Consider the following 14,671-nt stretch of genomic DNA (forward strand, 5'->3'; position numbering starts at 1 on the left):
AACTATCTTTAACTTTATGTCTATTTTATACTTACAAATCCAAATTAGATTTAATACCTTTTCTATGACATTGATTTAAGCCTTTTCATGTTTTAAAAAGTATCTGATTTTTACTTTATAAGTAACTAATAGACTTCGTAAGTTTACGACGATATAAAACTATTTGTTTAATGATGATAAAAAGAATTGCATTCCTCTGAAATCTCCAGTTCCATCACCTGAGTTCCTATCATAGGTATGTTGTTTGACTTGATACATTAGTAAGTAATTATTATTATTCATATACTCTAATAATAAGTCATTTCTAAAATACTCAAAATTTTGAGAATAATAATCTTCCTCAAAATCAAAAGATTTGTGTGAAATAATTTTATTTTCATCAAGTATTTGAAGATTCTTTGTATCTGCTTTTAGACCTAATTGTTTTCCGATATTTGTATTTGGAATGGTTGAACTAATTGTTGGAATCACTTTTGAATTACTTTCCCATAAATAATCAATAAGAGACGCTTCAAATTCAAAAGATATTCTTTTTTTCTTCGTGATTTTATAAAATTTATTAAGATCTTCTTTTTTATATTTTTTTGGATAATGTATTATATCAAAAGGAGTTACCATGCGTTCAATTTCTTCTTCATCTTCTAAAGGCAATTCTTTATGATTTAAACTTGTAATTGGAATATTGTCAGCCCAATATAATTCGCCAAAATAAACTTTTGACAATGAACTTCTTGAAGTAACAACATCATCTTTCCAATCAAATTCTCTGCCTAATATGTCATCAATACTTCCAGAAATTGATTCTTTTTTAATAAAGAATGAATCAATTAATAAAAATGACCTATTATCATAAGATTCAGATTGCCTTTGATTAATAAAACCAGATAATAAAGTAAAATCTTTATTTTCAAATAAGCTTAATAATGAATCATACATAGGCTTGTAAACCCAATTTTGGCTTTCATCTATATGTGAAAATAAATCCTCGAAATACAATTTTTCATTAAATGTGATAGGTTTTGGATTAGTAATCTCAATTTCAATATCACCTAATCTAGAATAATGCCTTTCATATTCTGAATCTTCTTCTCTCCATACATCTAGCTTTCCTTCATTTAGCAGATGACCTGCATAATCAAAGAAAGACATCCAAGAATATTTTTTACCTAGTCTGTCAATTTTATCTTCTACCCCATATAATGATTCACCATTTTTAAATTTTAATTCTGTTTTACTTAACTCTGTCTGATTTGGTATATAACCAAGATTCAATATTTGTCTATAAATATTAGCTGTATTTATTAATCTATTTTCATTCTCTCTTTTTTCTAATCGAGGTATTGTATAATGAACAAAATCTCCTCTCAAAGGATCAGGATTATCACTTAATGTCCAATGCAAATATATTTCTCTAACTTTTTCGACATCAAATTTTTCAATTTCAAACCAACTATCAATCGTAAATTTATAATTATTGAAATTATCAATTTCAATTTCAGAAATAGTAAAAACTCCTTTGTGTATTGCTAAATCAACTAAATGTTTTATGGAATCAACAACAATATAATTGTATTTAGGATTTGTTGGATTTTGTCCAAACTGCAAATTATATATTCTGTTAATATTTTCTTTTAATGCTGAATTTATAAATTCTTCATTATTTTGGTTTTTGAGGCATAAACCATAACAAATCGAAACTAATCTTTCATAAATGTATGATTTATTAATATTTGAGTATTCGAAAACCTTATCGAATAATAATTGAGGATACTTATTAAAATAACCTAATAAAACTACAGTTACACTATCTCTTAATTCTCTTATAGTAGTTTCTAATACCCAAATAAAAAAATCAACTAATAGCTCTCGGTTTTGAATTTCATCAAGGATCAATTCACCACTTAAAACATTTGATACAAGACCGTCAATCTTATAGTAATTTTCATAGATCAGTTTCGTCCAAGTATATTCAAAATCATTACTATTCAAAAATATAAGTTGGGATTTAATAAAATCAAAGTTTAAAGGAGATTCTATGTCAAAAAAAGTTGTGCTAAATCCATTTAGTATTTCGTTAATATCTTCTTTATTAGTTAAAGTACCAATGATTATTTGCTGAAGAGCAGCTGTTTTAAGATTAGATTTTTCATTTTTTAATGTAATTAAAGTGAATTTTTTTATGATAGGGTTGCTAATGTACTGCTGAAATAATAATGAATTCACATCTGATTCCAATATTAAAAACTTTATAATATCATCCTTTAATTGATGTGTGGGCTCAACGGTTCCAATTATTTTATTTATAAAAAAATCGGTGTTTACTATAGCATCAATTGAACCATATTCCTGAATTAATTTTTTAGCTAACAAATAGCCCCCAACTTCTTGTTGTGTATGAATTACAACATCTCTTCCATTATGATTTTCATCTAAATAAATTAAATATTCTGATAAAATTTCATTACCAATAGTATCATGTACATTAATCACATTTTGATTTTGCATTAAAGAATGAAACTGCATTAAAGGAATATTTGCCTCTAAATTATTAATCATAGCATTTGAGCATCTATCAATGCCATCATTCACTTGATCTATTGTTCCTAAACCTAGTTTTTGTTTAACTTTATGTGAAAGATTTAAAATGTACTTTTCAAAAACATCTTTAAATCCATGTAATCCAAAAATAGCTTCAACTTCAATTTCTTTTGATGGATTTAGCATTTGACAATATAAATCAATTAACAAAGGTGTCTTAAAATAGAAAATATCATCAATATTTAGTTGGTTAAAAGTAATTTTATAATGGTCAAAATATTTACTAACAACTGATTCTAAATTAGTATTATCAAAGCCACTTAATTCAAAATTTGAATATGGAATTTGATTATTACTCCAAATTCTAGATATATATGAAGTTCTAAGTGTGGCAACCAAATAAACAAAATGATAATTACTTAAAAGCTGAATAAATGTATCGAAATTCTTCTCCCATATTTTACTAAATCCTTCATTTGCAAATGTTGTTTCGTTTAAACCATCAAAAATTAAAACAACTCTTTTAGCTAATGTTTCTCCATATGTATTAATGTTATCTAAAACTTCTTCAATAGAATAATTAATAGGCACTAATAACTGTTCCATTAAAATTCTATTAAATTCGTCTGGATTGCCTCTAAAGTCTTTTGCTTTGATTAAAATTACAGGATGATTATCATCTTTTAAGTAATTAATCAAAAATGCTGAAATGTTAGACTTTCCCATTCCTGCTTTCCCATGTATTAATTTAATTCTATTAAAAAAATCAACTTCTATTAAGTTTAAAGAACGTATCTGTTGTAAGATTTGTGATTGTCTTCTAAATACAACTTCAATTGGATATTCTTCAGATACTTTTTGATTAATAAATTTTAAATCATCCTCATATTCACCTATTTTTTTAGAGTTAAACCCATGACTATGTTCATAATCATCAAATACTATTAGTGGCAATGACGTATTAATATTATTTATTCCACTCTCAAGAATTGCCTTTTGCTCATTTGCAATTCCTTTAATTGATTCTATTTTATGTAACAATATTTCTAACTGAATATATTGTTTAGATTTAATATTAATTTCAATTGACTCACCAGCTAAAAAATCTTTCAACTCTTGATATTCAATTGGAAATTTATCTAGCCACTCGATTAGTATTCGCAATTCATTTTTATATAAAGAATAATGATCTGTATTAAATTTTATTTCATTTAACAGATTTGATGCCTTTCCTTTATCTTGGTCAACAAAAAGCGATGAATCATATTTGGATTGAATATCTTTAGTATAGTGTTTAGCAAAAAGAGTTTCAAACCAATGCTCATTTACTTCAAATAGGGGTCTTTCATTAATTTCACAATTCTCAAAAATATTTATTTCAGATTCTGTAACATCTCCAAAAGAATATTTTTTTGGATTGAAAGTATTTCTAAAAAAGCCTCTAATGCCCATCCTATTTTATTTTAACTTTTGATTTAGTAATATCATTCATTTTAACTTCATCTTTATTTTCAACCTCTAATTCAGAATCCAAAAGATTTCCTGCTTCAAATTTTTTAGTTATTGAGTTTTCAAAAAATAATATTAAGATAGTTGCACCCTGGGATAAAACCACGGTTAATGGTTCTAGCTCTTTATCTCTATATAACCAATATCCAGCAACAAACAGCATTATAACATTAATAATAATGATAATAGTTTTTAATTTTTTATTCATGATTTTAAATATTTATTATTATTTAATTTTTTTACCCATTTGGCAGCCCTCATTTCATAAATCTTTCAGCTTCTATAATCGAAACATTCCGGTTCATTAAAATCTAGATAATTAATTATAAATTTTCTACAATTCTATTAATACTAAGTAAGAATTCTTGAGTTTCTTCTGTATCATAAAATTTTTGCTTCATCAATCTAATCTGAAATTTTATAGGCAGATAAGCACCCCATTTAGATACAGTTAATGAGTCTGAATTTTTTTCTAATTCATTAGTGATAATTTCATCAATAATTTTAACGTTTGAAACTATAAGATTTAGTTTAGACAAAAACTCTTCTTTTGAGATCATTATATAAAACATACTAGCTTTATCATCTAAAATATTTTTAATTTCTATTACATCAAAAAGTAGTTTTAGTGTCCTATTTATTTTAGTGCCTGCAAAAGTATAGAACAAGATTTTTTTCTCAGAAACCATCAGCAATCTTTCTGATTCAATATTTTGCAAATCAAAAACAGAAAATTCTCTTCTCATCTTCTCTAGTTCGTCGGATGAGCTTTGATCTAGTTCATTAAAAGTTTCTTCTTGATAGATTATTTCAAGCATTTTTTTTCTGATTTCTGGATGTACAATACCTCCTTCTCCTGAAAATTTAGGTTTTCTACCATCATTAGCTGGAATTACCTCTATTTTTTTTGCTTTAAAATCTACGAACTTAATTTTCCATATTTTAGCTGCTAACAAAATATTCTCATCTTCTTTAACTTGTGGAGTAAATGGTATTTCACCTATTTTATTACCTGCACTAACAACTTTAAAATTGTCTTCAACAGTAAAGGCGCTATAAAAATCTCTATTATTTACAATTTTCTCACCTTCGACTCCTATAATAACCTCATCTCCTAATTTCTCCAAAAAGTCTATTGCGATCAAATGATTTAGAATTTCTTCAATATCTGAAATTTCAATATCATGGAATGCAAAATTAAGATTTAAACGTCTGATTAAATTTACAAGCTTAATGCCTGAAAATTCTTTAGTTATAGATAGCGCCTGATGCAGCAAGATATCATAAACAAAATCCATAGGCTCTGAAGGTTCTATAAATTTGTCTTTATATAATTGCCAACAGGCCAAAGATTGCAATAAACTCCATTTATCGGTAGCATATAAAAAAAGATTGCTTTTTGCGCCATTTTGTCTACCACTTCTTCCAACACGCTGTATCAAAGAAGCAATACTATTTGTCGCATCTATTTGAACAACCTCATCAACTGAACCAATATCAATTCCCAGCTCCAATGTAGAAGTACAAGATATACAAAAGTTTTGTCTATTATTACTCTTTGCAAAGTATTCCACATACTCCCTTACTTCCTTATCAACAGAAGAATGATGTGAAAAATAGTTTGCATGTCCTTTTACCTTTTCAGAAATTTTTTTAAGTTTAACTGCCACTTCTTCTGCACGCCCCCTACTATTTGGAAAAATTAGAACTTTATTATTTCTAGTTTCTAAGTATAAATCTTTTAAAAGTTCAAGAGGCAGTTCAACACCTCCATTTTCAAAATATCTAAACTCTGTATCTATTTCTTTGGGTGTTTTATCTAACAGTACTTTTGTCTGCAACACATCGCCAGTAAATTTCTTTGCTTCTTCATATTCTCCTATGGTTGCTGATAATCCTACAATATTAAATTTCTTTGAATTCAAATCCTGTAATCTTGACAAAATAGATTTTAATTGAGCTCCTCTTCCTGATCCAATAAAGGAATGTATTTCATCAATTACAACATACTTTAGATTAGAAAACAAATGACTTATATGATGTGGTTTATTAACAAACATTGCTTCTAATGACTCTGGTGTTATGAGCATTATGCCACTAGGATCTTTTATTATTTTTTCTTTAAGTGTCCTATTGGCTTCTCCATGCCACTTTGTAACTGGAACTTCAAGGTATTTACAAAGTTCTTCTATTCTGTAAAACTGATCATTAATAAGTGCGATTAATGGTGATATATATAATACCTGAATGCCAATTTCATTAAAATTGACTTTTGAAAGTATAGGAAGAAAAGCAGCTTCAGTTTTACCTGAAGCTGTTCTTGAAGCCAAAATATAGTTGTCATCAGTAGTAATGATTCTTTGAATTGCTGCATCCTGAATAGGTCTCAATTCTTCCCATCTCTTATCCCTGACATATTTTTTTATAGGATCTGAAAGTAAATTGTAAGATGACATTATAATTCTTCTATACTATCAATTAGAGATAACTCATCTGGTCGCTCATCAGAAATTTCGATTTCTCCAAATAATATATTTTTATCAACCTTCGGATTTTGTCTGATAATGTTTAGAATATTTAGAAAATCTCGGATAACTTCTCTAGGTGTTAGAAATTCGGAAGCACCTGGCTTATTAAAAATTTCTTCCATAAATTGTTCGATATCATTATCTGAAATATCAATTTCTGCTTTATAATTAAAATCAAAAATTAATTTAAGTTTTTTTAGTAATACAAAAATTTCATTATGATTTAAAGGCATTAAACGAATTACTGGCTGAGCAAAATCTCTGACTTCTAGAGTTTCATATTTATTGGTTTCTAAACGAGATTTTAATGCCTGATAACTGAATAATCCTCTTCTTTCATTTTCTAAAAATTCTCTTGTACCAGCAAAATTAAAAAATAGATTAGCTACTTTTCCTTGAAAACAATCATTATAAATAGACAGAATTTTTTCATAGTTTTTCTCTCTCATTACAGAAGTTGAAATTTTATATAAATTTATTGCTTCATCTAAATTGATCATAAATCCGCTGTAGCCCATATTAACGAACAACTTACAGAAATTCTTAAGCATATCGTAATAATTAAGATCATTAATAATATCTCTTACGCCTAACTCTTGCTTAGCCTCTGTTTTGGTTCGGTATTCTCCTTTAAGCCATTTTAAGGCATTTCTTCTCAGCTGTTCGTCATCTTTTATATAGCCTTCATAATATTTCATTATTACTGTTCCAAAATCGAAACTTCCAACTTCAGTAATTTCACTGATAGTTTTCATTAAATTCTTTTGAATTAAACTAAAATATTGTTCTTCTCGAATCGATGTCAATAAAATATTGTTTTCTTCTGCCGTTTTACTAATTATCTGTTCTATCCATTTTTCCAATAACGTTGGTAATGCTCCTCCTTCTGGTTTTGTTTGAATTGCAACATTATCCATTATTGCAGAATATAACATTACTCCCTTTCCATCATTAGAATATAATCGATTATCAGGCGTAAAATCAGCATTTGCAACTACAAATTTTTGTTTCAAAGCAACTGTATTAAGAAGATGAAGCATAAAAGATTTTCCAGAACCAAAATCTCCAATCCAGAATTTTGCCATACTATGTCCGTTCTTCACATCCTCTAATGCTGTTACAAAAGCAGCTACTTCTTCAGATCTACCTACCGTAATGTGTTGCACGCCTATTTTAGGGACGACACCTCCTAATAATGAATTTATAATTGAAGTCGCTTCTTTTGGTTTTATATTATCTATCATTTTGCTAAAATTTTTTGGTAATAATCATTGTTTATAGTGTAATAATCTTCGTCTTCTTCAATTAAAATATCATCAAGATCATCAAAACATATTTCATTAATACTTTCTATTAATTGGTTTCTAAAAGCTCCTTTAGATTTCGCAAAAATTTCAAACTCACTTTGAAGTATTGAAAAATTATTTTTTGAAAAATACTCCAATGTTAAAGTATGAATTGGTTTAAAAGCAAACTCTTCAGCATATATTGATACTGTATCTTCTGTTTTGCTTTTATTGATAGTGATTTCGATTTGCTCATCTGATTTAATCTCTAAATTTTCTGAATTTTCATCTTTTAAATATTCATTTAATAATTCTACAGTTCCTGAATGCTGTTGCTGAACTTCCTTAATTAGAGATTTATCTAGTTGGATTTTTTTACGTTTAATAGTATATACCTCTGGTATTGATTTAAGGGCTTTTTCTAAATCCTTGTCATTTATAAATTCACTCACTATTCTTTCAAAATTCTCAAGCTGAATATTTTCCTTAAAAAGACTTTTTTGAATAGTCTTGGTTAATTGCTTGTTATCAAAAGTTATTGACTTTAAATCATAATCCAGATAATATATATAAAGTAATAAAGCAGTTTCCTGATCATACTTTGTAATAAATTTAGAAGCTTCAAAAAAGATATTTTCAACCGAAGGATTTTCTTTGTTTAATTTCCCTAATTCAACAATTTGGTTCATAAACTCTTTTGAATTTTTATTAAAATTAGAAGTAATTTCTTCAAATCTAGTTTTCCACCGAGTTGTGTTCTGAATATTAAGTTTTATTTCCGTCTCTTCATCAGGTAAATTTATACTTGGAATTAATGATATATGAATCTGAGCAATTTTCCTTATAAGCTTTGTTTCAAATTCTTCCTTTGCATCTGAAGATGACGCATAGGGATCAATTGTAATTTTTCTTTTATGTCCAAAGTGTTCTCTTACTGTATTCTCACAAAATTTAAAGATACTTGTATAAAATTCATTCTCAGAAGACTGCATAGCATATTTGTAATTATTACTCCCTTTTCTAAATCTAAAATGCTTCCTAACTACAACATCTGCAATTTCTTCAAATTCTTTTTCAATTGAAGAACTATTATCTATGTATATCTGTTTTAGATTATTAATTGTCGCCAAATAAAGTTTGATAACTTCAACAGAACAATATTCAATACTTATAAAGTTATTACTGGAATACCATATTTTATCTAATACATTTGTCTCCTCTTTAGTAAGATTTAATTTTTTCTTGTATTTATTCCTCCACTCAAAAGTTGAGTAATTAACTTGGTTATATTGATAATTATAATGATCTTCTCTCAATCTGGCAATACCATCATTATCACCGACCTGTTCCATTTTTTTTATTAGAAAATTTATTCCGTAAGATTTAGTTTTAGGATAATTATCACCTAAAATTTCTATCTGTGATTCTAACTTAGCAATATTTTTATGTTGTTCAAACTCGTTTAACAAATCGAACAGCAAAATAAATGCATAATTAGTATTCCCTTCTAAATCTAGAAATTCACCATTCAAAAATTGAGTTTTATAATATTGATAAAACTTTTTTTGATTGGGTGTAGCATAATTAATTTCTGAATAAGAATAAACATAACTATGAGACCAGAAAGGAACTTTAGATTCTAATCCATAATTGGAGTGAATCTTGTAAGATTGTGATCCGACATCTATAATTGAAGCGTCATTTTTTGAACTAGATTTAGTCACAGAAATATTAATAGTGCTTGTTCTATCAATCGAAGAAATCTGTTTTTTTCGCTGATTTTTTGCCGCATCATAATAATTTACTTTTGTAGGCTCTGGTTTCTTTTTTCCTGCCGAAACAAGAACAATTATTATAAAGATTATAATTATTATTGTCATCTATAACTAAATTAGGTCATCTATAATATCTGAAAAATCAAATTCATGAATCATTGTAATTGTATGACCGTCTTTTCTTAGACTCAAAGCTTTTTCTACTTTTCGTCCATAACAAGAAAATGCCCAAGCTGGGTTTCCATTATCTCCCACAATTAGATAATCCGTTTTCTTTGTAACACTATCAGTAGGTATTCCCCCAAGTCTTTTAATCTGATTTTGCAAAGTTTCTCTATTGCCTCTTTTTAACACTCCTGTAATACAGAATGTTTTTCCCTGAAAATCAACACTTGGTTCACTTGTACAAAGCCCTGAAATAGTAATGTCAGCGGTTTCCTTCTCAATTTGCTTTTGCACTTCTGAATCTTTTAACTTAACAAATTGCTTAAAGTAAGCTTTCAGCACTATTCTTTCTTCTTCATCAATTTTATTATCAGATAATACAGATAGTATTAGGCTTCTAATCTCATCATAAGGATAATAGGTGTTTAGATGCTCATTTTCAGAAAGCCAAGTATTCAATTCAAATATCTCCTTGTCACATATCCTTCCATCAGATAAGATTCCATGACAAATACCCTGCAAAGTTTGAAGATCAGAAGTTACTGCATTGTAGTAATAATTGTCACTTTCATATTTTTGACAAAGCCAAAATAAATCTTCAATTGTTTCTTTAGGAGGTATTTTATTTGATATAGTTTCTTCAATGATGGTCATAAACTCGTTAAAAGGATTTCTGTTTATCAACAGTTTATGCTCTGTTACCCATTTTCTAAGTTCATTAATTTCTTTTTCGTTCACTTCCTCATCTGACTGAATACCAAGTAACAATCCTTTTAAAGAGCTAATTGCTTTATCTGCTTGAGATTTTGAAGTGTAAATTTTCAGTAATTCTTGATCTATGTTACTCATACTATATTTTTTAATTATTAATAAAACCTATTTAATAATTGTAATTTTAATACTTTTTAAATATCTCTTTATGAGCCTAACAAGTGCTCAATACTAAAAAAATATTATTTCCAACAAATGACAATCACAATATTTGTTTAATTACATGCCTCATTTACAACATTTCCAAAAAGTTTATCCAGGCTTTGAAATGCATTTTCGGAAAGCTCTTGGGTAAAAAGCAGACACAATCTCTTTTGCGGCCTTGAGCAGGCGACATAAAATAGATTTCTGTTTCTTTCAAATGAATCCTCCCTACCCGCTGGAATTCCATTATTCATCCATTCTAAAAATTGATTCCAATTATACTGATTCCATCCTCTGCCTAAAACTATAATTACATTTTCAAATTCAGCACCTTTCACACCGTGTTTTGTTGAATACAACGTTTTATCATCAATGTAGCTTGATACATTTGAAATTTCAGAATACGGAATTGACCTGATCGATTTAATTTTTGAAACAAAGCTTCTTTCCTCTTCCTCCCAATCTTTTTCCTCAACAGCTGTAATTTGTTTAAACCGCTGTTCTTTCTCTTCAATTTTCTTTGGCAATTTTGGTTTTTTTGTCACTTTTAACAAATCTAATACTTCCCCGATAGTTCCGACATGACAGAGCGCAAGAAGTTTGGTCATATCATCAAACCAAACCTTTTTATCTGCATGTTTTCGGATCTTAGGTGTTCCTGCATTAAATACCTGAATCATTTCTCCGTACTTTTTATTTAGAAATTCTTCAGATCCTATTTCTACGGTATCAATAAGAAACGCCATATAATCGTTATTCTTTTTAAGATAATCATCGTTATCAGAAAATGCATTTGCAACATTCTGATAGCCTTGTTCGGAAGCCAGTACATTATTAGTAAGCATTAGAATCTTTGTATTTTCTGAACTTATATTCCAATCTCCTTTATTTAATTCTTGCTTAGTCCATTCTAAATAATTATGTGCGACATCTTCGGGAAGATCACCACTCCAATGCGCTCCTGCTCTTCGTTCTCCTTTCCAATTGTTACTATGAAAAACAATTATTTCGCCTTCAGATTCAGGATCATACTCAAACTGCTTAAGTTCCGGTCTCATTTTATTAAGAACCGAAACAATATTTTTATCTGAGCGAAAATTGGCCTGTTTGCCGATAATTTCCATTTTCCCGTCCGTTGTCTCAATAAAACCGCAAGACTCTGTTCCATAAATTTTCTGCCAGTGATCCCCAAAAAAACCTAAAATTATGCTCGATTTTTCTTCAATAAAATTATTTACTAATGCATCCGCTAATCCTTTATTTGTATCCTGATATTCATCAATGAGAATTATCGGATACCTGCTTGTAAATATCTTTTTAAACTTATTATCATACAGAAGAGAAGTAAACAGCTTTATGACATCATTGTGATGTAAAAAAATTTCTTCACTTGTTATTTTCGGATATCCTAAACTATAAATGACCCTTTGTGATTTAATTCCTCCTGCCTCCTTAATTCTTTCCTGCCATCTATCACCCAGCTCTACCATCCTGTCACGAAGTCCTTTTTGAAAATTTTTAATGGCTTCCCATGCGAAAGCATGTATAGTGTCGGCTAAAACAATAGGATGATTGTCTGTCCTAGAACGAATTTCGTCTTTTGCGACGTTTGTATAGGTGATACAGGCAATTTTTCGGCTAGTTTTTAAATACTCAGCATCATATTTACTTATGAGATGTTTTAAAGCTTTAATTAAAGTATAGGTTTTTCCTGCACCTGCACCTGCTTCGACGAGAAAGTGTTTTTTTTCATCAATTGCCTTAAAAACTCTAGTTAAACATTCAATGGATGCATTTTCTGCAGGACTTATTTCTAAATTTTCTGGCATGATCTTATTCTATTAGTTCATTAACATCTTCAGCAGGAATTATTTCTGGCACAGCAGGCTTAACCGCTAACCAATCAAGACCCTCAAGAATATATTTGGGAGCATTCCATGTAGTATGTTCCAGGGAATATTTTAAAGCAAATTCTGTTTTCTTCTTGTTTTCAGGTGCAAACATCTCAGCTTTAGCTTCAACATCATTTTCGTCAATTTCCGAAATTCCAAAATGCTCTCTATTTGCCAAAATAAATGCCTCCTCAAAGCTTCTTCCAATAGCTGTCTTTCCTTCCTCAGCAATTTGGAAAGCAATTCTTCTGGAGCCGGAAACTTTAGTATCTGCTGTCTGAGCAAGACAATCAGCAAGCAGATAATATCCTTCTGTACCTTTGGCAAACCAATTTTTTATTCCTGCATTCGAAGTATGTGAACCATTTTTTACAAATGAACCTGGATAGGTAGTTTTCTCTCCCTTTGTCAACAGCACTGAATCTAAATCAGTGATCACCAAACATTGTAATTCAAGAAAATCTAAAAATTTATAGAAGTGATGTGCAAAAGCTCCGCCTACCTCAATAGCTGTAACATATTGAACACCAAGCTGTGGCTTATTTAAATCCAACTCATCTCTTTTAGCTATAAGCAGAGGCATCATTAACCTTTCTGCTGGACCTTCAAAAAGAATAGCTTTATCTGCAAAATATAAGTCACATTTGGTGAGGGTCAAATATTTATGCAAAAATTCTTTATCTTCCTTAAGATCAACAGTCCTAAATTCCTTTCTTAAATCTTTTACTACAGTCTGTCTTTCCGCTCCGCTTGAAGTTAAAAAATATCGAATTGCTTCGAATTCAGCTTCGTTAGCCATATGTGTAGAATGTGTTGTGACAACAAATTGAACCGGCCAAGGCTTCCCATCGTTTAAAGTCTTTGAAAACTCATTTGCAATCTCATACAATTTTCTAATAAAAATCTGCTGCATCTGAGGATGCAGATGTGCTTCCGGCTCTTCGATAAAGATAACGTCTAAACTATTGGAAATCTGCCTGCTTTGATATCTTCGAAAAAATTCAAATAGCTGAAACAAAATATAAATTAAGTTCCTAGAACCCAATCCATTGTATGTTTCTGGCAGAAAAAGATTATTTCCCTGTCCATATCGGATTTTTGTATGACTTTCTAAAATATTGGAAATATCTATTGTGGTTTCAGTACTCAAGTTAGGATCAGAAAGTCCTGGATAACCAAACAGTCCAAGTGCAGGCAAAAGCTTATTTAATTGGGTATTGAAGTCTGTATCCACCTTATTTTGAATGTCGTCAACAATAACTTTTAACTCAGCCGAGTTATTTTTCATATCATCAGGAGCCGAAGTTGATTGAGATGTTTTAAAAAGCTGTGCCAATACTTTTCCTAATACATCTTTTTCAGAATGCGTGACATCATCAAGTCCTCTTTGTGCGTTAATAAAGCTCGCGCCTAGTACTGCTCTAAATTTGGAGTACTCAACTGTAGCAGTATTTTCAGGATCTATAGGATCAACAGCTGTTATATGAGTTTCAAAAAGACTTGGAATTCTTTCCTTTAGAGACTTCATAAAATTCTTTAAGCTGTCTTTATTCATGTCAGCTACGCCTTCAAAAAAAGATTCAATTTTACCATTTTTGAGAGCGTATTTAACGGCTATTATTACAATATTACTGGCAGGATCCAAATCAATAATAAAATCTCCTAGTATCCCCAAATCCTCAAGATCAATAGGATATTCAATAGTAATTCTAATTTCAATATACGGAATTTCTGCCCTTATTTCATTATCATCTCTGCCTTCCAGTTTACAATATAATGCCTTTATAAATCCCTCCATTGCAGAGAGACTAAAATCATAAATTGAAAATGATGGATTCTTATCTCCGATCAGCCTGCGAAAAATTTCAGTCAAAGAGGTTTTACCTGAGTTATTTCGTCCAACGATAACCGTGGTGTGATCTTCCAAAGAAAGAGTTATGTTTTTTAATAATCTAAAATTTTTAATTTCAAGAGTTTTAATTTTCATTTCAGTTTAATATTATTTATTATCGTTGAAAATGTTAATGGAACTAAGTCAAGTAGCAATTCTTCAAAAGATAAAT

Annotated in this window: 8 protein-coding genes; all 8 read right to left on the reverse strand. The window is 29.2% G+C overall.

The features are described 5' to 3' along the window. Window positions 1-159: 159 nt before the first annotated feature. Window positions 160-3,990: a hypothetical protein gene (locus OZP12_RS11650; RefSeq protein WP_281225163.1), complete on the reverse strand. Its 3,831-nt coding sequence runs from the start codon at window positions 3,988-3,990 to the stop codon at window positions 160-162. Window position 3,991: 1 nt separating this feature from the next. Further along, window positions 3,992-4,255 carry a hypothetical protein gene (locus OZP12_RS11655; RefSeq protein ID WP_281225165.1) on the reverse strand — a complete coding sequence of 88 codons (264 nt, stop codon included), beginning with the start codon at window positions 4,253-4,255 and terminating at the stop codon, window positions 3,992-3,994. A 115-nt stretch (window positions 4,256-4,370) separates the two neighbouring features. Next, the gene (locus OZP12_RS11660; RefSeq protein ID WP_281225166.1) at window positions 4,371-6,503 is read right to left on the reverse strand and encodes a DEAD/DEAH box helicase; all 2,133 of its coding nucleotides are present in this window, start codon (window positions 6,501-6,503) and stop codon (window positions 4,371-4,373) included. Next, window positions 6,503-7,819, reverse strand: coding sequence for an ATP-binding protein (locus OZP12_RS11665; protein ID WP_281225167.1), 1,317 nt, complete (start codon window positions 7,817-7,819; stop codon window positions 6,503-6,505). Before OZP12_RS11665 ends, OZP12_RS11660 begins: the two co-directional genes overlap by 1 nt. Further along, the gene (locus tag OZP12_RS11670; protein WP_281225168.1) at window positions 7,816-9,741 is read right to left on the reverse strand and encodes a tellurite resistance TerB C-terminal domain-containing protein; all 1,926 of its coding nucleotides are present in this window, start codon (window positions 9,739-9,741) and stop codon (window positions 7,816-7,818) included. Before OZP12_RS11670 ends, OZP12_RS11665 begins: the two co-directional genes overlap by 4 nt. 6 nt (window positions 9,742-9,747) lie before the next feature. Then, window positions 9,748-10,650 carry a BRCT domain-containing protein gene (locus tag OZP12_RS11675; protein ID WP_281225169.1) on the reverse strand — a complete coding sequence of 301 codons (903 nt, stop codon included), beginning with the start codon at window positions 10,648-10,650 and terminating at the stop codon, window positions 9,748-9,750. A 137-nt stretch (window positions 10,651-10,787) separates the two neighbouring features. Beyond that, window positions 10,788-12,545 carry a UvrD-helicase domain-containing protein gene (locus OZP12_RS11680; protein WP_281225170.1) on the reverse strand — a complete coding sequence of 586 codons (1,758 nt, stop codon included), beginning with the start codon at window positions 12,543-12,545 and terminating at the stop codon, window positions 10,788-10,790. 4 nt (window positions 12,546-12,549) lie between these two features. After that, window positions 12,550-14,595, reverse strand: coding sequence for an ATP-dependent nuclease (locus OZP12_RS11685; RefSeq protein ID WP_281225171.1), 2,046 nt, complete (start codon window positions 14,593-14,595; stop codon window positions 12,550-12,552). Window positions 14,596-14,671: the final 76 nt, after the last annotated feature.

Origin of the sequence: Flavobacterium aquiphilum, from assembly GCF_027111335.1 — a bacterium.
GTDB classification, from domain to species: Bacteria; Bacteroidota; Bacteroidia; order Flavobacteriales; family Flavobacteriaceae; genus Flavobacterium; species Flavobacterium aquiphilum.